Genomic DNA, 21,431 nt, shown 5'->3' with positions numbered 1-21,431 from the left:
GGCCGACCATGGCCCGTACCCACGCCATGCACGCTCTGCGCAGACTCGCCGCCGAGCACGCGGCGGCACGAAGACTCCGGATGCCCACCGCCGACGTACGAGGCCTGGACCGGCGCGAACTGCTGGCGCGCGCGGGCGCGCTGGGGCTCGGCGTCGCGCTCGCCGCCCCGGCCACGGCCGCGGCCGCCGGGCCCGTGCGCCCGCCGCGGTCCGCCGCCACACCTCGTATCGCCGTCGTCGGGGCGGGCATCGCGGGGCTGACCGCGGCCCTCACCCTCCAGGACGCCGGACTGCCCTGCACGCTGTACGAGGCCGACCCCGACCGGGTCGGCGGCCGGATGTACACGCAAGCCGACCACTGGGCGTACGGCCAGAGCTCCGAGATCGGCGGCGAGCTGATCGACACCGAGCACAAGAAGATGCAGGAACTCTGCCGCCGCTTCGGCCTCCCCCTGGAGGACTTCCTCGGCGCGGGCCCCAACGGCGCCGAGGAAGTCCTCTGGTTCGACGGGACGTACTACCCGCGCGCGCAGGCGGACGAGGACTTCAAGGGGGTGTACCAGGCGCTGCGCACCGACCTCCAGAAGGCGGGGGAGGTGAAGTGGAACCAGACCACCCCTGAAGGCACCGCCCTGGACAACATGTCGATACGGGAATGGATCGACTCCCGGGTGCCCGGCGGCTACGCCTCGCCGCTGGGGCAGTTCATCGACGTGGCCTACAACGTCGAGTACGGCGCCGACACCACCGACCAGTCCGCGCTCGCCCTCGTCCTGCTCATGGGCTACCAGCCCAACCCCGGCCGCTTCAACGTCTGGGGGCTGTCCGACGAGCGGTACCACATCACCGGCGGCAACGACCGGCTCCCGAAGGCCATCGCGGCCGCCCTGCCCGCCGGGACGCTGCGGATGGGCTGGGCGCTGACGGCCGTCGCGCGGAACTCCGACGGCACCCAGACCCTCACCTTCAGCGACCGCGGCACCACCCGCACCGTCACCGCCGACCACACCGTCCTGACCGTCCCGCTGCCCGTCCTTCAGCAACTGGACCTCACCAAGGCCGGCTTCGACACCCGGATGACGAACCTGCTGCGGGACGCGCGGATGGGGTACTGCACCAAGCTCAACATGCAGTTCAGCGCCCGGCCCTGGCGCGGCACCGGGCCCTGGCCGGGCGTCAGCGCCGGCGACTGCTTCACCGACCTGGACGCACAGCAGACCTGGGACACCACCAAGGCCCAGCCCGGCACCGGCGGCATCCTCATCCAGTACGGCGGCGGCAGCCTCGCCCGCGCGCTGACCCCGGCCGGGCCGTTCTCCACGGAGGCCGACCCGTACGTACGGGATCTGGCGCAGCGCCGGCTGACGGACATCGAGCGCTTCTTCCCCGGCACCAAGGCCGCCTGGACCGGCCGGGCGCAGCTCTCCGCCTGGCACCGCAATCCGTACGCCCTGGGCGCCTACTCGTACTGGCCGGTGGGCTATCTGCACAGGTACGCGGGGTACGAGGGCGTCCGCCAGGGCAACGTGCACCTCGGCGGCGAGCACACCTCGTACGACTTCCAGGGGTTCATGAACGGCGGGGCCACGGAGGGCGAGCGGGCGGCCCGTGAGGTGATCGCCGACGTGACGTGACGTACCGCTAGCTGGAGTCGCGGACGATGAGGGTGGCGGGCGTGACGACGGGGGAGAGGCGCGCGCCGCCGCCGTCCGCCGCCAGCCGGTCCAGGAGCAGGCGGGCCATCAGGCGGCCCATCTCCTGCACGTCCTGGCGGACCGTGGTCAGCGGCGGGTCCGCCCAGGCCGCCGGGGCGAGGTCGTCGTAGCCGACCACCGCGACGTCCTCCGGCACCCGCCGGCCGCGCGCCCGCAGCGTACGCAGCGCGCCCGTGGCCATCAGGTCCGAGCAGGCGAAGACGGCGTCGAGGTCCGGTACGGCATCGAGCAGCGCGGCCATGGCCCGCTCACCGCCCTCGGCCGTGAAGGAGCCGTCGGCGATCAGCAGCGGATCGGCCGAGGAGGGCGCCAGCGCCTCGCGGTAACCGTCCAGCCGGTCCTGGGCCGAGGTCTGGTCCAGCGGCCCGGTGATCACGGCGATCCGGCGGCGCCCGCGGGCCAGGAGGTGGCGTACGGCCTGCCGGGCGCCGTCGCGGTTGTCGGTGTCCACGTACAGCGGGTGCTCCCCGGCGTGGCTCTCGTCCGACCAGTCCGGGCGCCCGCCGAAGACCGTGGGCAGCCCCGAGGCCGCGGCCATCGCGGGCAGCGGATCGGCGCGGTGCAGCGAGAACATCAGCGCGCCGTCGACGTGCCCGCCCGACAGATAGCGGCCGATGCGCGCGTGATCGCGGTCGCTCTCCACCATCATCAGCAGCAACTGCGTGTCAGCGGCGCCCAGTTCACGGCCGATGCCGCGCAGCTGCTGGGCGAAGAAGGGGTCGGAGAAGACCCGGGTCTCGGGCTCGGCGATGACCACGGCGACGGCACCGGTGCGGCGGGTGACGAGCGAGCGGGCGGCGATGTTGGGGATGTACCCGAGCTCGGTGACCGCCTGCTGGACCCGCTCGCGGATCTCGGTGCGGACGCCGGTGCCGCCGTTGACGACGCGGGAGACGGTGGCGCGGGAGACGCCGGCCAGCGCGGCCACCGCCTCCAGGGTCGGCCGGGAGCCGCCGGGCACGGACATGTCGAACTCCTTTTCCTCCGCGGTGGGTTGACGGTACCGCCGGAAGTGGGCAGGGTGACCCTACTTCATTTGAGAGCGCTCTCACCCACCCCCCACAAGGAGCCATCTCGTGATCACTCGTCGCACCCTGCTCGGCGGCCTCGCCGCGGGCGCCGCCGCTTCCGGATTCGCCCTCGCCGGACACGCGAGCGGCACTCCTGGCCGTACGAAGGCCGCAGGGCTTCCCCTGGAAATCGCCAACAACTCCGGGGAGTTCGGCAATTCCTCGGTCTGGGTCTACATCGTCGGCAACGACGGCACCCAGCAGGTCCGCGTCACCCCCGAAGGAGAACTGAAGCCCGTGGCCGTGTCCGACAACGGCTCCGACGGCTTCACGGACTACGCCATCCCGCTCGCCGCGAGCGGCACCACCACCCTGACGCTGCCGAAGATGTCCGGGCGGATCTACACCGCGCTCGGCGGCAAGCTGAAGTTCAAGGCCGTCGAGGACGGCAACGGCAAGGCGGCGCTGGCCTACCCGGCCGGCTGGGTGGACTCCGACCCCAACTTCGGAGTGCTGCACGACTGCGCGGAGTTCACGTACAACGACGGCGGGATGTACTGCAACACCACGATGGTCGACATGTTCAGCGTGCCGCTGGCGATCCGGCTGACCGGGGCGAAGGACCAGACGGCGGGGCTGCTCAAGGACGGCGCCCGGGCGAAGATCTTCTCGGACCTGGCCGGCATCGAGGGCTTCGGTGACCTGGTCGTCGACGACAAGCGGGTCATCGCCCCCGGGCACGGCCTGGACAGCGGCCGGTTCGCCGAGGACTACCTCGCCCCGGCCATCGACGAGGCGTGGTCGGCGTACGCGGCCAAGGACCTGAAGGTCACCACCAACGCGGGCACCTTCACCGGCCGGGTCGCCGGGGACAAGCTCTCCTTCACCGGCCCGGCGAGCGTCTCCTTCAGCAAGCCCAGCACCCGCGACGTGCTCTTCTGCGACGGCACCCTCGCCGCGCCCAACGACGGCACGACGGGCCCGGTCGCCGCGATCCTGGGCGCCGCGCTGAACCGCGCCACCCTCACCTCGCACGCCGAGCAGCCCACCACCGACCCCGCCGCCTTCTACCAGCAGCGGCTCGCCAACCACTACGCCAAGGTGATGCACGACGCGGCCCAGGACGGCAAGGCGTACGGCTTCGCCTTCGACGACGTCGCCGGCTTCGCCTCGTACATCGAGGACGGCGCCCCCAGCCGGATCAGGCTGACGCTGACGCCGTTCTGAGCACAGGCTCAAGGCCGGTGGCGCGGGGCGACGGGCTACCCCCCGTACGCCCCGCTCGCCGTCAGCCGCAGGGCCGTGTCGATCAGCGGGACGTGGCTGAACGCCTGGGGGAAGTTGCCGACCTGGCGGCCGGCCTTGGAGTCCCACTCCTCGGCCAGCAGACCCAGGTCGTTACGGAGCGACAGCAGCTTCTCGAAGAGCTTGCGGGCCTCCTCGACGCGGCCGATCATCGCCAGGTCGTCCGCGAGCCAGAACGAGCAGGCCAGGAACGCGCCCTCGTCGCCCTCCAGGCCGTCCAGGTTCTCCTCGCCGGCATCGGCGGAGGTGGGATAGCGCAGGATGAAGCCGTCGGGCGTGGCCAGCTCGCGCTGGATCGCCTCGATCGTGCCGATGACGCGCTTGTCGTCCGGCGGCAGGAAGCCCATCTGCGGGATGAGCAGCAGCGAGGCGTCCAGCTCCTTGGAGCCGTAGGACTGGGTGAAGGTGTTGCGCTCCGGGTCGTAGCCCTTCTCGCACACGTCCCGGTGGATCGTGTCGCGCAGCTCCTTCCACTCCTCCAGCGGCCCCTCGACGTCCCCGGACTCCATCAGCTTGATGGTGCGGTCCACCGCCACCCAGGTCATGACCTTGGAGTGGACGAAGTGCCGGCGCGGCCCGCGCACCTCCCAGATGCCCTCGTCCGGCTCGTCCCAGTGCTTCTCCACCCAGCGGATCAGCTTGATCTGGAGGAGGGAGGCGTAGTCGTTGCGGGCCAGGCCGGTCATGTGGGCGAGGTGCAGCGCCTCGATGACCTCGCCGTACACGTCGAGCTGGAGCTGATCGGCGGCGCCGTTGCCGACCCGGACCGGCTTGGAGTTCTCGTATCCCGGCAGCCAGGTCAGCTCGTTCTCGCCGAGCTCGCGCTCGCCCGCGATGCCGTACATGATCTGCAGGTTCTCCGGGTCCCCGGCCACCGCGCGCAGCAGCCACTCGCGCCAGGCGCGGGCCTCCTCGCGGTAGCCCGTACGCAGGAGGGAGGAGAGGGTGATCGCGGCGTCCCGGAGCCAGGTGAAGCGGTAGTCCCAGTTGCGGGAGCCGCCGATGTCCTCGGGGAGGGAGGTGGTCGGGGCCGCGACGATGCCGCCGGTCGGCGCGTACGTCAGCGCCTTCAGGGTGATCAGCGAGCGGACCACCGCGTCACGGTAGGGACCGTGGTACGTGCACTGCTCGACCCACTCGCGCCAGAAGTCCTCGGTGGCCGTGAGGGAGTTCTCCGGCTCGGGGAGCGGGGGCTGTTCGTGGTGCGAGGGCTGCCAGCTCATCGTGAACGCGATGCGCTGCCCCTCCTCGACGGTGAAGTCCGAGTACGTGGTCAGGTCCTCGCCGTGGGTCTCGGCCGTGGTGTCGAACCACACCGAGTCCGGGCCCGCTACCGCGGCCGTACGCCCGTCGACCTGGTGCACCCACGGCACCACCCAGCCGTACGAGAACCGCATCCGCAGCGAGGAGCGCATGGCGACCTTGCCTCTGACGCCTTCCACGATGCGGATCAGCTGCGGCGCGCCGTCGCGCGGCGGCATGAAGTCGATCACCCGGACCGTGCCGTCGGGAGTGTCCCACTCCGATTCCAGGATCAGCGAGTCGCCGCGGTAGCGCCGCCGGTCGGAGGCGGGCGATGCCGCCTCCGCTTCACCTTCCGCTTCCGCGGCCGGGCCCAGCCGCCAGAAGCCGTGCTCCTCGGTGCCGAGGAGGCCGGCGAAGACCGCGGGCGAGTCGAACCGGGGCAGGCACAGCCAGTCGACCGTGCCGTCCCGGCAGACGAGTGCGGCGGTCTGCATGTCGCCGATGAGTGCGTAGTCCTCGATGCGCCCGGCCACGTACATCTCCCGTTCGAACTGGGGTGACGCCCCCCGTGGGACGTGTAGATCTTCCGTCCTGCCCATTGAAAACCCCGCCGAGCTGCTGGTCCGGTATTCGGTTGGGGGTGATGCCGTTCCGGATGGCCCGATGCGAGTGCCCGAGCAGGATACGACGCCCATGTGACATCCGCGCGACGCTCCGCTTTCCGGGGCTGGGCCGAACGGGTGGCCTGCGTCACGTCGGGGGCCGTACACGGGGAGCGATGCATTCCGCCCCGCGCGGGCGGGAGCGACCACGCTCTGTCGCTGATAGCCTGGTACCCCGTGGACCGGTGGGAACGGGCCTAGGCCCCGGCACCCCCGACCGCAGCGACGGCACCCCTGGAAATCCGGGCTCGCGCCGCTCCGCACCTTCACTACGCGACCACGGGAGTTCCGTCTTGGCCATGCCGCCCAAATCCTCGACGACCAAGCACATCTTCGTCACCGGGGGCGTTGCGTCCTCGCTCGGCAAGGGGCTCACCGCCTCCAGCCTGGGTGCGCTGCTCAAGGCCCGGGGCCTGCGGGTCACGATGCAGAAGCTGGACCCGTACCTCAACGTCGACCCCGGCACGATGAACCCCTTCCAGCACGGCGAGGTGTTCGTCACCAACGACGGCGCCGAGACCGACCTGGACATCGGCCACTACGAGCGCTTCCTGGACGTCGACCTCGACGGCTCCGCGAACGTCACCACCGGCCAGGTCTACTCCACCGTGATCGCCAAGGAGCGGCGCGGCGAGTACCTCGGCGACACCGTGCAGGTCATCCCGCACATCACCAACGAGATCAAGCACCGCATCCGCCGCATGGCGACCGACGACGTGGACGTCGTCATCACCGAGGTCGGCGGCACGGTCGGCGACATCGAGTCGCTGCCGTTCCTGGAGACCGTCCGTCAGGTCCGCCACGAGGTCGGCCGGGACAACGTCTTCGTCGTGCACATCTCGCTGCTCCCGTACATCGGCCCCTCCGGCGAGCTGAAGACCAAGCCGACCCAGCACTCCGTCGCCGCGCTGCGCAACATCGGTATCCAGCCCGACGCGATCGTGCTGCGCGCCGACCGCGAGGTCCCGACCGCCATCAAGCGCAAGATCTCGCTGATGTGCGACGTGGACGACGCCGCGGTGGTCGCCGCGATCGACGCTCCGTCGATCTACGACATCCCCAAGGTGCTGCACACCGAGGGCCTGGACGCCTACGTCGTGCGCAAGCTCGACCTGCCGTTCCGGGACGTGGACTGGACCCAGTGGGAGGACCTGCTGGACCGCGTCCACAACCCCGACCACGAGGTCAAGGTCGCGCTGGTCGGCAAGTACATCGACCTGCCCGACGCCTACCTCTCGGTCTCCGAGGCGATGCGCGCCGGCGGCTTCGCCAACCGCGCCCGCGTGAAGATCAAGTGGGTCACCTCCGACGACTGCCGCACCGCGGCCGGCGCCAAGAAGCAGCTCGGCGACTGCGACGCCATCCTCATCCCGGGCGGCTTCGGCGAGCGCGGCGTGGAGGGCAAGCTCGAGGCGATCACCTACGCCCGCGAGAACAAGATCCCGCTGCTGGGCATCTGCCTGGGCCTGCAGTGCGTCGTCATCGAGGCGGCCCGCAGCCTGGCCGGCGTGGCGGGCGCGAACTCCACCGAGTTCGACCCGGCGGCCGCCGACCCGGTCATCTCCACCATGGCCGAGCAGCTGGACATCGTCGCCGGTGAGGGCGACATGGGCGGCACGATGCGGCTCGGCATGTACCCGGCGAAGCTCGCCGAGGGCTCCATCGTCCGCGAGGTCTACGGCGGCAAGGAGTACGTCGAGGAGCGCCACCGCCACCGCTACGAGGTCAACAACTCCTACCGCGCCGAGCTGGAGAAGAAGGCCGGCCTGCAGTTCTCCGGCACCTCCCCGGACAACAAGCTGGTGGAGTACGTCGAGTACCCGCGCGAGGTGCACCCCTACCTGGTCGCCACCCAGGCGCACCCGGAGCTGCGCTCCCGCCCGACCCGCCCGCACCCGCTCTTCGCGGGCCTGGTGAAGGCGGCTGTCGAGCGCAAGACCGGCAAGGCCGCCGGTAAGTAATTCACCGGCCGGGGATACGGTTACCGGGGTGCGGGCTTTGCGGTCCGTACCCCGGTTTCTGCTTGTTTGGGAGGACGCGCATGGCCATCAAGGACACCCCCGAGGAGTGGCGGATCACCGCGACGGCGACTCCGTTCACGGGTAACAAGACCAGCGTCCGCACGGACGAGGTCGTCATGCCCGACGGCGCCACCGTGAAGCGGGACTACCAGGTCCACCCCGGCTCGGTGGCCGTACTGGCCCTGGACGACGAGGGCCGGGTACTGGTGCTGCGCCAGTACCGCCACCCGGTGCGCCACAAGCTCTGGGAGATCCCCGCCGGGCTGCTGGACGTGCCCGGCGAGAACCCCCTCCACGCCGCCCAGCGCGAGCTGTACGAGGAGGCGCACGTCAAGGCCGAGGACTGGCGGGTGCTGACCGACGTCTACACCACCCCCGGCGGCTGCGACGAGGCCGTACGGATCTTCCTGGCCCGCGATCTGTCCGAGGCGGAGGGCGAGCGCTTCGAGGTCGAGGAGGAAGAGGCCGACATGGAGCTGGCGCGGGTGCCGGTCGCCGATCTCGCGCGCGGCGTGCTGGCCGGCGAGCTGCACAACAACTGCCTGGTCGTCGGTGTGCTGTCGCTGCTGGCCGCGCAGTCGGGTGACGGGCTGGAGGCGCTGCGTCCGGCCGAGGCGCCGTGGCCGGCCCGGCCGTTCGAGGCGTAAGACGGCTGACCGGCCCTCTTGCGCGGCGGGACCGGACCACTTCCGGAATTACTGCTTCCATTTTTGTCTGATTTACGCGGTATGTCCGCCGTGATCCACGGCACTCGTGAACTACGCTCGTCGCATCCCGGCCGCAGCGGCGGCCGGCTCGTACGCGCAAGTGAACGGGAGCGTGGCCCGTGGCGGAGCAGGCGGTGGACACCGGCCGGTCGGTGACGGCGTCGGGGGCCGGACGAAGAGGAGCGGGCCGGGCCGGCGTACCGGCGGCGGCCGCCCCGCCGGCCCCCGCCGCCTTCGCCGGCCGCCGCCGCGAACTGGCCGCCCTGCGCAGCGACATCGAACGCGCGGGGCTGGACACCCTCTCCGGCCGCAAGGGCGCCCGCAGCCGGGTGCTGCTGATCGCCGGGCGGCCCGGCTCGGGCCGCAGCGCGCTCGCCGCCGAACTGGCCCGGCAGCTGGCCGGCGACTACCCGGACGGCGTCCTGCGGTCCTGGCTGAGCACCGCCGACGGCCGGCCCGTGCCCACCGCCGACGTCGCCCGTGACCTGCTCACCCGGCTCGGCGAGCGGGTGCCGGCCGGCGCGGACGAGGACGAGCTGACCGAGGCGCTGCGCGCCGCGCTGGCCGACCGGCGCGCCCTCCTCCTGCTGGACGACGCGACCGGCCCCGAGCAGGTCGAGCCGCTGCTCCCGGACGCTCCGGACTGCCTGGTCCTCGCCGTTTCCGCGGGGCCGCTCACCGGCATCACGGACGTCCGGCCCTGCACGCTCGGCGGCCTGGACACCGCGGCCGGGGTGGAGATTCTGACCCGGTACGCGGGCCCCACCCGCATCACCGTCGACCCGCGCACCGCCGACCAGGTCGTCCAGGACTGCGGCGGCCAGCCCGCCGCCCTGGTGCTGGCCGGCGGCTGGCTCGCCGCGCACCCCAAGTCCTCCCTCACCGACCTGCGGCGGACGCTGTTCCTGCTGCCGCCCGGCGAGGAGGAGGCCGCGCCCGTCCCGCGCCCGCTGGCCCGCGCCTTCCGGCTGGCGTACGAATCGCTGCCGCCGCCCGCCGCCCGGATACTGCGGCTCCTCTCGCTCGCCCCGGCCGGCCTCGTCGACGCGCACACCGCGTCCGCGCTGGCCGGCTGCTCGGTGGTGGACGCCGAAGCCACCCTGCGCGACTTCGGCGCCAGGGGGCTGCTGCGGCCGGTGCAGCCGGCGGAGGGGCCGGTGTCCGGAGGTCCCGACGCGATGGCCGGGCTGCCGGCGCAGTACCGCGTACCGAACTGCCTGGCCCCGCTGCTGCGCGAGCAGGTCCGGGCCCATGAGCGCCCGCAGGAGATCCAGCTCTCCCGGGCCCGGATGCTGGAGCGGACCGTACGGCAGCTCCAGTCCTGCCGGGCGATGGGGGAGCCAGCCGGGTCCCCGGCCCGCGAGCGGACCTCGGGGCTGCCGCGGTCGCTGCGCTTCGGGTCCGTGCCCGAGGCCGCGGCCTGGCTGCGCAGCCGCCGCCCGGCCCTGCTGGACTCCGCCCGGATCGCCGTCGCGGACGGCGAGCTGGACACCCTGGACCGGCGGCTGATGGCCGCACTGGTGCGGGCGCTGCTCGCCCATGAGGCGCCCGAGAAGGCGGCGCCCGACCTGTACGGGCTGCACGGGCTGGTCCTGGAGGTCGCCGAGCGGCGCGGGCTGGCCCGCGAGCGGGCCGCCGCGCTGCTGAACCTCGGCGATCTGGACGCCGAGGCGGGCCGGGCCGAGAAGGCGCTGGCCCGGTACCGGGGCGCGCTGGAGTCGGCGCGCGCGGTCAAGGACCCGGTCGCGACCGGGCGGGCGCTGGAGTCGCTGGGTGGCACATACGCCGAGCTGGGTGACTGGCAGCGGGCCGCCGACTGGTACGGACGGGCGCTGGAGCTGCGGCTCTCGCGCGGCGACACGGCCGAGGCGGCCCGGCTGCACGGGCGGCTGGGCGCGGTGCACACGTATGCGGGGCGCTGGGCCGAGGCGCTGCGGGAGTGGCGGGCCGCGTACGGCGCGTACCGCAGGGCCGACGACGCGGTCGGGCTGGCGCGGGCGATGGGGGAGACGGCGCGGGTCCAGGAGTACGCGGGACGGCCCGAGCAGGCGCTGCGTACCTGCTTCGAGGCCCTGGAGCTGGCCAGGAAGGCGGCCGACGGGCGGCTGGAGGCGGCGCTCCAGCTGCGGATTGCGGACACCTTCGAACGGCTCGGCGACCCTGCGGCAGCAAGGCTGCACCGGGGCCTGGGGGAGCGACTTCTGGCAGATCACCCGGCCTGACCTACGAAATCGGTGGCGGTCCCCGCGAAAGTAATTGCTTTGCAAGGCTAGACAACAAGAGCTCCTTCAATAGACTGGCAGAGCCGCGGTTCTCGCGGTCACATCCGTCATGCGTCTGTATGAGCGGATATTTCTCTGCAAGCACTCATTCAAGGACCGTGATCGACGTGAAGGTCGGCATCCCCCGCGAGGTCAAGAACAACGAGTTCCGGGTGGCGATCACGCCCGCCGGTGTCCACGAGCTCGTCCGCAACGGCCACCAGGTCTTCATCGAGAAGGACGCCGGTCTCGGCTCCTCCATCACGAACGAGGAGTACGTCGGCGCCGGCGCCAACATCCTCGACACCGCCGACGAGGTGTGGGCCACCGCCGACCTGCTGCTGAAGGTCAAGGAGCCCATCGCCGAGGAGTACCACCGCCTCCGCAAGGACCAGACGCTCTTCACGTACCTGCACCTCGCCGCCTCCCGCGAGTGCACCGACGCGCTGATCGAGTCCGGCACCACCGCGATCGCGTACGAGACCGTCGAGACCGCGAACCGCCAGCTCCCGCTGCTCGCCCCGATGTCCGAGGTCGCGGGCCGCATCGCCCCGCAGGTCGGCGCTTACCACCTGATGCGCCAGGCCGGCGGCCGCGGCGTGCTGCCCGGTGGCGTCCCCGGCGTCCACGCGGGCAAGGCCGTCGTCATCGGCGGCGGCGTCTCCGGCTGGAACGCCGTGCAGATCGCCGTGGGCCTGGGCTTCCACGTCACGCTGCTCGACAAGGACATCAACAAGCTGCGCGAGGCCGACAAGATCTTCGGCACCAAGGTGCAGACCGTCGTCTCCAACGCCTTCGAGCTGGAGAAGGCCGTCGTCGAGGCCGACCTCGTCGTCGGCGCGGTCCTCATCCCGGGCGCCAAGGCCCCGAAGCTGGTCACCAACGAGCTCGTCGCCAAGATGAAGCCCGGAAGTGTCCTTGTCGACATCGCGATCGACCAGGGCGGCTGCTTCGAGGACTCGAAGCCGACCACCCACGCCGAGCCGACCTTCCAGGTCCACAACTCGGTCTTCTACTGCGTCGCCAACATGCCGGGCGCGGTGCCGAACACCTCCACCTACGCGCTGACCAACGCGACGCTGCCCTACATCATCTCGCTGGCCAACAACGGCTGGGTCGAGGCGCTGCGCCGCGACGCCGCGCTGGCCAAGGGCCTCAACACCCATGACGGCAAGGTCGTCTACGCCGAGGTCGCCGAGGCGCACGGCCTGGAGTCCGTCGAGCTGAGCACCCTGCTGGGCTGATTCGTCAACACGGCGCGTCAACACCGCGCGCACGGCCGGGCCTTGAGACCTTCAGGCCCGGCCGGTCGCGTTTGCGACAGTTTTCCGCGGCCGTCCGTGACCGGCCTCCGCCGAGCCCTCAGCAACTCGTAACGAACGTCGTCCTTCGCCCCTTTCGCACACCCCCGAAACCTCACGGATGTGCGCCGCGCGCCCTTGACATCGGGGTGTTCCATTGCCGACACATCGTGCCGGGTCCGGTGGATTGTGTTGCTGCGGACGCCCGACACGCCATAGAGTCGCCAACCGTCGGCATGGTGTCACGCTGACCTATCGATAAGTTTCCTGGTCACATCCAAGGAGGTAAGACGACTTGTGAATGAGTCGACATTTACTCCCGGAGGTGGTCGACCAGGAGCGGTTGCACGGGGCCAGGGTCCCTCGGGGCACGAGGCTGTCGGCTCCGTCGCTGTCCACACCTTCGCAGCCCAGAAGAGCATGACGACGACAGCCCACCAGAGCATGGACGGCCATCAAGTGAACGCCACGGCCGGCGACCAGGGCGGCACAGACCAGGCCCGCTTCGCCGACTACGACGACCTGCCCGAGGGGCACTTCTACGATCCGGACGCGGAGTACGAGCCGGATCCGGAGTACGCGGCGACGCTCGCGCCGGACGCCGCGCGCCAGCGCCGCGAGCGCATCGGCCCGACCGGTCGCCCCCTTCCCTACTTCCCGATCCCCGGGCCGCTCTCCGAGCACGGCCCGGCGAAGATCATCGCGATGTGCAACCAGAAGGGCGGGGTCGGCAAGACGACCTCGACCATCAACCTGGGTGCCGCGCTCGCCGAGTACGGCCGCCGGGTGCTGCTGGTCGACTTCGACCCGCAGGGCGCCCTCTCGGTCGGCCTCGGAGTCAATCCGATGGAGCTCGACCTGACGGTCTACAACCTGCTCATGGAGCGGGGGATGTCGGCCGACGAGGTCCTGCTGAAGACGGCGGTCCCGAACATGGACCTGCTGCCCAGCAATATCGATTTGTCAGCAGCCGAGGTGCAGCTCGTCAGCGAGGTCGCCCGCGAGTCGACCCTGCAGCGCGCCCTGAAGCCGCTGATGAACGACTACGACTTCATCGTGATCGACTGTCAGCCCTCGCTCGGTCTGCTCACGGTCAACGCCCTGACGGCGGCTCACAAGGTCATCGTCCCGCTGGAGTGCGAGTTCTTCGCGCTGCGCGGTGTGGCGCTGCTGACCGAGACGATCGAGAAGGTCCAGGAGCGGCTCAACCCCGACCTGGAGCTGGACGGCATCCTCGCCACGATGTACGACTCGCGCACCGTGCACAGCCGTGAGGTCCTCGCGCGCGTCGTCGAGGCGTTCGACGATCACGTCTACCACACCGTGATCGGCCGTACGGTCCGCTTCCCCGAGACCACGGTCGCGGGCGAGCCGATCACCACGTACGCCTCCAACTCCGTGGGTGCCGCCGCCTACCGACAGCTCGCCAGGGAGGTGCTCGCCCGGTGTCACGCCGAGTGAGTCTGCCCGGCGCCGACGAACTGTTCCGCACCACCGGGGGGACGGCGCTGCAGTCCTCCTCGCCCCGCAAGCCGGCGAACGGCACTCCCGCGAACGGCGAGGCACCCCGGGTGCCCGCGCCGGGCGGCGAGGCCGACCCCGCCGCGCCGCAGCAGGGCAACGCCGCGCAGCGCCGGCCCGAGGGCGAGTCCGCCCCGGCGGCGTCCGGGGCGGTGGCGCCCGCGGAGCACAGCGGACGCGACACGGCCGAGGAGGCCGGCAAGGGGCGCCGCCGGCAGGAGCCCGCGGCCGCCGCGGGTCCCGGGGCGCAGGCCACCGGGGGCTCCGCGCGGCGGCGCGGCCGGGGCGCGAACCGCCGCCCCAGCGGCCGCGAGCGGCACGACGAGAAGATCACCGTGTACGTCTCCGCCGAGGAGCTGATGGACCTGGAGCACGCGCGCCTGGTCCTGCGCGGCGAACACGGCCTCGCGGTGGACCGCGGCCGGATCGTCCGTGAGGCCGTCGCCGTCGTCCTGGCGGACCTGGAGTCCCGGGGGGACGCCAGCATCCTCGTGAGGCGTCTGAGGGGGCGCTGAGCGCCTTCTTGGGTCCATGCTGCGGAACTCCGGCCGCCCGGGCGGCCGGGTCCGCGCCGGGCGGGCCCCGGCGGGTTAGCCTTCCGGCACCGGTGGGCGCCGCCCGCCGGTGACCAGCCCGGCGCCGCGCGCGGCACGGGACCGCAGCGTATGGACCACGATGCCGACGACCCACGACGACCCCGCCCCGCGCGCCTCGCGCCGCACCTTGGGCCATGGCCCGGGCACGGACCCGGAACCCGAGCCGGAGGCCGCCGCGCCGCCTCCGGAGCCGGACGCGGCCGTACCGGAGCCGGCACCGGAAGCCGTACCGGAGCCCGAGGCGGCCCCCGAGGTGCCCGGGCCCGCCGAGCCCGCGGACGCCACCGTCACCGGTGACGGAAAGTTCACCCTCCACCTGGAGAACTTCGAGGGCCCCTTCGACCTCCTCCTGCAGCTGATCTCCAAGCACAAGCTGGACGTCACCGAGATCGCGCTCTCGCAGGTCACCGACGAGTTCATGGCGCACATCCGGGCCATGGGGCCGGACTGGGACCTGGACCAGACGACGGAGTTCCTGGTCGTCGCGGCGACCCTGCTGGACCTGAAGGCCGCGCGGCTGCTGCCCGCCGCCGAGGTCGAGGACGAGGCGGACCTCGCGCTCCTGGAGGCGCGCGACCTGCTCTTCGCGCGGCTGCTCCAGTACCGCGCGTACAAGGAGGTCGCCGACATCTTCAGCCGCCGCCTGGCGGACGAGGCGCGCCGGTACCCGCGTACCGTCGGGCTCGAACCGCACCACGCCGAGCTGCTGCCCGAGGTCGTCATCAGCATCGGCGCCGAGGGCTTCGCCAGGCTCGCCGTGAAGGCGATGCAGCCCAAGGCCAAGCCCCAGGTGTACGTCGACCACATCCACGCACCGCTGGTCAGCGTCCGGGAACAGGCCGAGGTGATGGTGGCGCGGCTGCGCGCGGCGGGCGAGGCGTCCTTCCAGGAGCTGACCGAGGACGCGCCGGACACGCTCACGGTCGTCGCGCGCTTCCTGGCGCTGCTGGAGCTGTACCGGGAGCGCGCGGTCGCCCTCGACCAGCCCGAGGCGCTGGGGGAGCTGACCGTCCGCTGGGCGGGTACGGAGGACGGCGCGGAGCCGGTGGTCACGGACGAGTTCGACCGGCCGCCGGAGCCGCCGGCCGAGGGGAAGACCGAGAAGGAGACAGCGTGACCGAGCCCGGCACCGCCGAAGAGACGTACGACCTCCCTGAGGCGCAGGCCCCCGAGCCCCCCGAAGGGCCGGCCGGCGCCCTCGGGGTCGCGGCGCTGGACCTGAAGCCCGCACTCGAGGCCGTCCTCATGGTCGTCGACGAGCCCGCCACCGAGGAGCACCTCGCCAAGGTGCTGCAGCGCCGCCGCCGCGACGTGGCGATCGCGCTGCGCGAACTGTCGGACGACTACACCCGCCAGGGCCGCGGCTTCGACCTGCGCCTCGTCGCCGGCGGCTGGCGGTTCTACACCCGCCCGGAGTACGCGGACGCCGTCGAGAGCTTCGTCCTGGACGGCCAGCAGGCCCGGCTGACGCAGGCCGCATTGGAGACTCTGGCCGTGGTCGCGTACCGTCAACCGGTCAGCCGGTCCCGGGTCTCGGCCGTGCGCGGTGTCAACTGCGACGGCGTGATGCGCACCCTCCTGCAGCGCGGTCTGGTCGAGGAGGCGGGCACGGAAGGCGAAACAGGTGCGATCCTGTACAGGACGACGAACTACTTTCTGGAGCGGATGGGCCTGCGGGGCCTGGACGAGCTCCCCGAGCTCGCCCCGTTCCTCCCCGAGGCGGACGCGGTCGAGGGCGACTCCCGGGAAGGTGTGCCGTCGTTCGACGTAGACGACAACGGCGACTCCCACACGGGTCAGACGAACTAGACGGATCATTGATGCGAAGCAGCGGCAGGAACAGCAGCGGCGGCGGTAGGGGCAACTACCGGGGCGCGGGCAATCAGCGCGACGACAAGCAGAAGCGCGCGGGGAAGCCGCGTCCCGAGGAGCGCCGCTACGACGTGGGCGGTTCCGGCTCCGGCTCGGGCGGCCCCGGTGACGGGCCCCGCAAGGGACGCGGCGCGGCGGCCCGCGGCGGCGCCAAGGGCGGCCCGAAGGCCAGCCCCCGGAGCCAGGAGGGCAAGGGCGCCAAGGGCTCCCGCGGCCGTGGCTCCGCGCCGGCCCGCCCCCGCGAGCTGGACGCGAAGATCGAGGAGCGCAACCGCGCCCGGTACGACAAGCCTCAGATCAAGACCCCCAAGACCTTCGGGGACCAGGAGGGCGAGCGGCTCCAGAAGGTGCTGGCCCGCGCGGGCATGGGCTCGCGGCGTGCCTGTGAGGAGCTGATCGACGACGCCCGCGTCGAGGTGAACGGCAAGATCGTCACCGAGCAGGGCGTCCGCGTCGACCCGGAGAAGGACGAGATCAAGGTGGACGGCCTGACCGTCGCCACCCAGTCCTACCTCTTCTTCGCGCTGAACAAGCCGGCCGGCGTCGTCTCCACCATGGAGGACCCCGACGGCCGCCAGTGCCTGGGCGACTACGTCACCAACCGCGAGACCCGGCTCTTCCACGTGGGCCGTCTCGACACGGAGACCGAGGGCATCATCCTGCTCACCAACCACGGTGAGCTGGCGCACCGCCTGACCCACCCGCGGTACGGCGTGCAGAAGACCTACCTCGCCGCCATCCAGGGCCCGCTGCCGCGCGAGATCGGCAAGATGCTCAAGGACGGCATCCAGCTGGAGGACGGGTACGCGCGCGCCGACCACTTCCGGGTCGTGCAGCAGACCGGCAAGAACTACCTCGTCGAGGTCACGCTGCACGAGGGCCGCAAGCACATCGTGCGCCGGATGCTCGCCGAGGCCGGCTTCCCGGTCGAGAAGCTCGTCCGGACCTCCTTCGGGCCGATCTCGCTCGGCGACCAGAAGTCCGGCTGGCTGCGTCGCCTCACCAACACCGAGGTCGGCATGCTGATGCGCGAGGTCGATCTGTAAGCGGGACCGCGAGCTTGCAAGAGTGACGAGCCACCCCTTAATGTCACCATGACGATTAAGGGGTGGTTCTTCTATGGCATCCGTGGTGTCCACGGCCGCGACCGGCTCGCTCATCGGCCTCGCACTCGGTGACGCGCTCGGCTATCCGACCGAGTTCAAGAGCGTGCCGGCGATCGAGGCCGCGTACGGCCCGTGGCGCGGGCTCGACCTGCCCACGCCCGCGTACATCACCGACGACACCCAGATGACGCTCGCGCTCGCCCGCGGCCTCCGTACGGCCATGGAGCGCGGCCCCCTCGACGCCGCGACCCTCGAACCGCCCGTACGCGGCGAGTACGTCACCTGGTGGCGCTCCCCGGACAACAACCGCGCCCCCGGCAACACCTGCCTGACCGCCTGCCGCCTGCTGAGCGAGCCTGGCCTCCCCTGGACGGAGGCGAGCCAGGTCGGCTCCAAGGGCTGCGGCGCGAACATGCGCGTGGCCCCCATCGGCCTCGCCCCCGGCCTCACCGTGGACCAGCGCGCCGGCGCCGCCCAGCTCCAGTCCGCCCTCACCCACGGCCACCCCACCGGCCTCGCGGCCAGCGACCTCACGGCGTACGCGATCCACGCCCTGGCCCAGGGCGCCCGCCCCGCCGACCTCCCCGCCCTCCTGCGCACGTACGCCCAGGACCAGCGCACGGTCTACCGCAGCGACTGGCTCGGCGACCTGTGGAAGCACGCTCAGGACCCGTCACCCGAATCCTTCATCGCGCGCGGCTGGGACGACTGCCTCGGGGTCCTCGACCGCCTCGACGCGGCCCTGCGCAACCCCGACCCGGAGGCCGACCCCTGCCTGGCCACCGGCGAGGGCTGGATCGCCGAGGAGGCCCTGGCCACCGCCCTGCTCTGCTTCCTCCTCTTCCCCGAGGAGCCCGTCACGGCCCTGCGCCGCGGCGCCGTCACCGCCGGCGACTCCGACTCCATCGCCTGCCTGGCGGGCGCCTTCGCCGGTGCCCACCTCGGCGCCGACGCCTGGCCCGCGGCCTGGGTGGACCGCATCGAGCACCGCGACGAACTGCTCGCCTTCGGCCGGCTCTGGGACTGAGACGGCCGTCTCGCAGGGCGGGCGCGCGCAGCGACTGTCAGTGGGTCTCGATACGCTGATCAGGTCGGTGGTTGTACGAGTACGAGGAGCAGAACGTGGCGGTACGTGCGGTCCGAGGGGCCGTTCAGCTGGAGCGGGACGAAGCGGAGCACATGCATGAGCAGGTGTCCGAGCTGCTGACCGCCATCCTGGAGCGCAACAGCCTCGTGCCGGACGACCTGATCAGCGTGTGGTTCACGGCCACGCCCGATCTGCACAGCGACTTCCCCGCCGTGGCGGCCCGCAAGCTGGGCATCACCGACGTCCCGCTGATCTGCGCGCAGGAGCTGGAGATCGCCGGGGCCATGCCCCGCGTGGTGCGGATCCTGGCGCACGTGGAGAGCGACCTCAGCAAGGCCGAGATCGCGCACGTCTACCTCGGCGCTGCGGGCGCGCTGCGGAAGGACATCGCCCAGTGAGGACCGCGATCGTCATCGGCACGGGTCTGATCGGCACCTCCGCAGCGCTGGCCCTGAGCGCCCGCGGCGTGCGGGTGCACCTCGCCGACCACGACGCGGCGCAGGCCCGTACGGCGGCGGCGCTCGGCGCGGGGACCGTGGAGGAGCCCGAGGGCCCGGTCGACCTCGCGATCGTGGCGGTGCCGCCCGCGCACGTCGCGGCGGCGCTGGCGGACGCGATGCGGCGCGGCGTGGCCCGTGCGTATCTGGACGTGGCCAGCGTCAAGGCCGGTCCGCGGCGCGAGCTGGAGGCGCTCGGCCTGGACCTCACCCCGTACATCGGTACGCACCCCATGGCGGGCAAGGAGCGCTCCGGGCCGCTGGCCGCGACCGCCGACCTCTTCGAGGGCCGGCCGTGGGTGCTCACGCCGACCCGCGACGGCGACACCGAGGTGCTCAACCTCGCGCTGGAGCTCGTCGCGCTGTGCCGGGCCGTCCCGGTCGTCATGGACGCCGACGCGCACGACCGCGCGGTCGCCCTGGTCAGCCACACGCCCCAGCTGGTCTCCAGCATGGTCGCGGCGCGGCTGCGGGGCGCCGACGAGACCGCCGTACGGCTCTGTGGCCAGGGCATCCGCGATGTGACCCGGATCGCCGCCTCGGACCCCGCCATGTGGATCGACATCCTCTCGGCGAATCCGGGGCCGGTCGCGGACGTGCTGTCCGAGATCGCGGCGGACCTGGACGAGACGGTGCAGGCGCTGCGCGGGCTGCAGTCCGCCGACGAGGCCAAGCGCGGCGCAGGCGCCGGCGGCATCGAGGACGTGCTGCGGCGCGGCAACGCGGGCCGCGAGCGGGTGCCGGGCAAGCACGGCGCCGCTCCCGCCGCGTACGAGATCGTGGCCGTGCACATCGGTGACCAGCCGGGCGAGCTGGCGCGGATCTTCGCGGACGCCGGGCAGGCGGGCGTCAACATCGAGGACGTCCGCATCGAGCACGCGACCGGCCAGCAGGCGGGCTTCATCCAGCTCACGGTCGAGCCGTCAGCGGTGCCGGTGCTGACCGCGGCGCTCCGCGAGCGCGGCTGGTCCATCCGCCAGTAGGCGCCGCGGGAAGAGCCATGGACGCGCCGCGGGAAGAGTCACAAACCCCCCACGCCCCTGGGGGGAAAACGTGTCTGCGTGTACCCGGTAACCTTGTCCGAGGCCACATTCGGCCGCAGGATCCCCGCCCCGTGCACAAGGAAAGGTGTTCGTCACCGTGGAAACCGCCGCCCGGACCGCCCCGGCAGCAGTGATTGTCGCCATCGACGGCCCCTCCGGCACGGGCAAGTCCAGCACGTCCAAGGCGGTCGCCGCCAAGCTGGCGCTGAGCTACCTGGACACCGGTGCCCAGTACCGCGCGATCACCTGGTGGATGCTGTCCAACGGCGTCGACATCCAGGACCCGACCGCCATCGCCACGGCCGCCGCCAAGCCCGCGATCGTCTCCGGCACCGACCCGTCGGCGCCGACGATCACGGTCGACGGCCAGGACGCCGCGGGCCCGATCCGTACGAAGGAGGTCACCTCCGCGGTCAGCGCCGTCAGCGCCGTCCCCGAGGTGCGCAGCCTGATCACGGACCTGCAGCGGACCATCGCCGGCTCCGCCGAGCGCGGCATCGTCGTCGAGGGCCGGGACATCGGTACCACCGTCCTGCCCGACGCCGACCTGAAGATCTTCCTCACCGCCTCGCCCGAGGCGCGTGCCGCCCGGCGCAGCGGTGAGCTCAAGGGCAAGGAGGCCACCGACCTGGCCGCCACCCGCGAGGCGCTGATCAAGCGCGACGCCGCCGACTCCTCCCGCAAGACCTCGCCGCTGGCCAAGGCCGACGACGCGGTCGAGGTGGACACCACAGACCTGACCCTGGAGCAGGTCATCGAGTGCGTGGTCACCCTCATCGAGGCGAAGATCGCGGAGAAGAGCGCCGCGTGACCGACTCCGACCGGCTGCCGAGCGCCGGCGGTGCCGCGATCGGGCGGCGGATCGGCATCGGCCTGATGTACGGGCTGTGGCGGCCGCGGGTGCTGGGCTCCTGGCGGGTGCCGGCGGCGGGCCCGGTGATCCTCGCGGGCAACCACGCCCACAACATCGACGGCCCCATGATCATGGGCACCGCGCCCCGGCCGGTGCATTTCCTGGTCAAGAAGGAAGCCTTCGCCGGGCCGCTGGACCCCTTCCTGCGCGGCATCGGGCAGCTGAAGGTCGACCGGACGGGCACCGACCGGACCGCGATCACCGACGCGCTGGGCGTCCTGGAGCGCGGTGGCGTCCTCGGGATCTTCCCGGAGGGCACCCGCGGCGAGGGCGACTTCGCGTCGCTCCGCGCCGGGCTGGCGTATTTCGCCGTACGCTCGGGGGCGCCGATCGTGCCGGTCGCGGTGCTCGGCAGCGCGGAGCGGGCGGGCCGGGCGATACCGGCACTGCCGCCGCTGCGCGGCCGTGTCGACGTCGTCTTCGGCGATGCTTTCCAGGCGGGCGACGGCAGCGGGCGGCGGACGCGGAAGGCGCTGGACGAGGCGACCGTACGCATCCAGGAGCGGCTGACCGCCCACCTGGCCGAGGCCAGGCGCTTCACCGGCCGCTGACGCCGCACCCACCGGCCG

The 21,431-nt window shown here is 72.1% G+C and carries 18 protein-coding genes; 16 read left to right on the top strand and 2 right to left on the bottom strand.

Annotated elements, in window-relative coordinates; genetic code table 11:
• Positions 1-8 precede the first annotated feature (8 nt).
• Complete coding sequence (locus tag IF04_RS0133775; RefSeq protein ID WP_030266933.1) at positions 9-1,634, top strand: flavin monoamine oxidase family protein; 1,626 nt, start codon at positions 9-11, stop codon at positions 1,632-1,634.
• 7 nt (positions 1,635-1,641) lie between these two features.
• Here the strand turns inward: IF04_RS0133775 and IF04_RS0133770 are convergent, their stop codons facing one another.
• Positions 1,642-2,682: a LacI family DNA-binding transcriptional regulator gene (locus IF04_RS0133770; protein ID WP_030266930.1), complete on the bottom strand. Its 1,041-nt coding sequence runs from the start codon at positions 2,680-2,682 to the stop codon at positions 1,642-1,644.
• A 109-nt stretch (positions 2,683-2,791) separates the two neighbouring features.
• Between IF04_RS0133770 and IF04_RS0133765 the strand changes: the two genes are divergently transcribed.
• Complete coding sequence (locus tag IF04_RS0133765) at positions 2,792-3,952, top strand: beta-1,3-glucanase family protein (RefSeq protein WP_030266928.1); 1,161 nt, start codon at positions 2,792-2,794, stop codon at positions 3,950-3,952.
• A gap of 35 nt (positions 3,953-3,987) precedes the next feature.
• Here IF04_RS0133765 and IF04_RS0133760 read toward each other — a convergent pair whose 3' ends face one another.
• Positions 3,988-5,814 carry a glycoside hydrolase family 15 protein gene (locus tag IF04_RS0133760; RefSeq protein WP_030266925.1) on the bottom strand — a complete coding sequence of 609 codons (1,827 nt, stop codon included), beginning with the start codon at positions 5,812-5,814 and terminating at the stop codon, positions 3,988-3,990.
• 422 nt (positions 5,815-6,236) lie between these two features.
• On the opposite strand from IF04_RS0133760, the gene IF04_RS0133755 reads away from it, so the two are divergent.
• From IF04_RS0133755 to IF04_RS0133690, 14 genes are all read left to right on the top strand, one after another.
• On the top strand, positions 6,237-7,898 hold the full coding sequence (locus IF04_RS0133755) for a CTP synthase (protein WP_030266921.1): 1,662 nt from the start codon (positions 6,237-6,239) through the stop codon (positions 7,896-7,898).
• An 80-nt stretch (positions 7,899-7,978) separates the two neighbouring features.
• Positions 7,979-8,605: an NUDIX domain-containing protein gene (locus tag IF04_RS0133750; protein WP_030266918.1), complete on the top strand. Its 627-nt coding sequence runs from the start codon at positions 7,979-7,981 to the stop codon at positions 8,603-8,605.
• Between the two features lie 179 nt (positions 8,606-8,784).
• Positions 8,785-10,887 carry a tetratricopeptide repeat protein gene (locus IF04_RS0133745; protein WP_030266915.1) on the top strand — a complete coding sequence of 701 codons (2,103 nt, stop codon included), beginning with the start codon at positions 8,785-8,787 and terminating at the stop codon, positions 10,885-10,887.
• Between the two features lie 167 nt (positions 10,888-11,054).
• Positions 11,055-12,170 (top strand): alanine dehydrogenase, encoded by a 1,116-nt coding sequence (gene ald / locus IF04_RS0133740; RefSeq protein ID WP_037961709.1) that lies wholly within the window; start codon positions 11,055-11,057, stop codon positions 12,168-12,170.
• A gap of 354 nt (positions 12,171-12,524) precedes the next feature.
• Complete coding sequence (locus IF04_RS0133735; protein ID WP_078601149.1) at positions 12,525-13,688, top strand: ParA family protein; 1,164 nt, start codon at positions 12,525-12,527, stop codon at positions 13,686-13,688.
• Positions 13,673-14,263 (top strand): hypothetical protein, encoded by a 591-nt coding sequence (locus IF04_RS0133730; RefSeq protein ID WP_245654594.1) that lies wholly within the window; start codon positions 13,673-13,675, stop codon positions 14,261-14,263. Before IF04_RS0133735 ends, IF04_RS0133730 begins: the two co-directional genes overlap by 16 nt.
• A 160-nt stretch (positions 14,264-14,423) precedes the next feature.
• Positions 14,424-15,461: a segregation and condensation protein A gene (locus IF04_RS0133725; RefSeq protein ID WP_030266904.1), complete on the top strand. Its 1,038-nt coding sequence runs from the start codon at positions 14,424-14,426 to the stop codon at positions 15,459-15,461.
• On the top strand, positions 15,458-16,153 hold the full coding sequence (scpB, locus tag IF04_RS0133720; protein WP_037961689.1) for an SMC-Scp complex subunit ScpB: 696 nt from the start codon (positions 15,458-15,460) through the stop codon (positions 16,151-16,153). The genes IF04_RS0133725 and scpB overlap by 4 nt, the downstream gene beginning before the upstream one ends.
• An 11-nt stretch (positions 16,154-16,164) precedes the next feature.
• The gene (locus IF04_RS0133715) at positions 16,165-17,262 is read left to right on the top strand and encodes a pseudouridine synthase (protein ID WP_030266898.1); all 1,098 of its coding nucleotides are present in this window, start codon (positions 16,165-16,167) and stop codon (positions 17,260-17,262) included.
• 73 nt (positions 17,263-17,335) lie between these two features.
• Positions 17,336-18,349 carry an ADP-ribosylglycohydrolase family protein gene (locus IF04_RS0133710; RefSeq protein ID WP_030266895.1) on the top strand — a complete coding sequence of 338 codons (1,014 nt, stop codon included), beginning with the start codon at positions 17,336-17,338 and terminating at the stop codon, positions 18,347-18,349.
• A gap of 95 nt (positions 18,350-18,444) precedes the next feature.
• Positions 18,445-18,807, top strand: a complete 363-nt coding sequence (gene aroH / locus IF04_RS0133705) for a chorismate mutase (RefSeq protein WP_030266891.1) — start codon at positions 18,445-18,447, stop codon at positions 18,805-18,807.
• Positions 18,804-19,889, top strand: coding sequence for a prephenate dehydrogenase (locus IF04_RS0133700; RefSeq protein ID WP_030266888.1), 1,086 nt, complete (start codon positions 18,804-18,806; stop codon positions 19,887-19,889). Before aroH ends, IF04_RS0133700 begins: the two co-directional genes overlap by 4 nt.
• 145 nt (positions 19,890-20,034) lie before the next feature.
• Positions 20,035-20,760 carry a (d)CMP kinase gene (gene cmk / locus IF04_RS0133695; protein ID WP_030266884.1) on the top strand — a complete coding sequence of 242 codons (726 nt, stop codon included), beginning with the start codon at positions 20,035-20,037 and terminating at the stop codon, positions 20,758-20,760.
• On the top strand, positions 20,757-21,413 hold the full coding sequence (locus IF04_RS0133690) for a lysophospholipid acyltransferase family protein (protein WP_030266882.1): 657 nt from the start codon (positions 20,757-20,759) through the stop codon (positions 21,411-21,413). Before cmk ends, IF04_RS0133690 begins: the two co-directional genes overlap by 4 nt.
• The last annotated feature ends 18 nt before the right edge of the window (positions 21,414-21,431 follow it).

Source organism: Streptomyces violens, from assembly GCF_000717745.1.
GTDB classification, from domain to species: domain Bacteria; phylum Actinomycetota; class Actinomycetes; order Streptomycetales; family Streptomycetaceae; genus Streptomyces; species Streptomyces violens.
This window is presented reverse-complemented; position numbering and strand designations above follow the sequence as displayed.

What these genes read in the sequence shown, in the direction of transcription:
- IF04_RS0133775 (WP_030266933.1), top strand. Translation starts at nt 9, where the DNA reads ATGGCCCGTACCCACGCCATGCACGCTCTGCGCAGACTCGCCGCCGAG.
- IF04_RS0133770 (WP_030266930.1), bottom strand. Translation starts at nt 2,682, where the DNA reads ATGTCCGTGCCCGGCGGCTCCCGGCCGACCCTGGAGGCGGTGGCCGCG.
- IF04_RS0133760 (WP_030266925.1), bottom strand. Translation starts at nt 5,814, where the DNA reads ATGTACGTGGCCGGGCGCATCGAGGACTACGCACTCATCGGCGACATG.
- IF04_RS0133755 (WP_030266921.1), top strand. Translation starts at nt 6,237, where the DNA reads ATGCCGCCCAAATCCTCGACGACCAAGCACATCTTCGTCACCGGGGGC.
- IF04_RS0133750 (WP_030266918.1), top strand. Translation starts at nt 7,979, where the DNA reads ATGGCCATCAAGGACACCCCCGAGGAGTGGCGGATCACCGCGACGGCG.
- IF04_RS0133725 (WP_030266904.1), top strand. Translation starts at nt 14,424, where the DNA reads ATGCCGACGACCCACGACGACCCCGCCCCGCGCGCCTCGCGCCGCACC.
- IF04_RS0133715 (WP_030266898.1), top strand. Translation starts at nt 16,165, where the DNA reads ATGCGAAGCAGCGGCAGGAACAGCAGCGGCGGCGGTAGGGGCAACTAC.
- IF04_RS0133710 (WP_030266895.1), top strand. Translation starts at nt 17,336, where the DNA reads ATGGCATCCGTGGTGTCCACGGCCGCGACCGGCTCGCTCATCGGCCTC.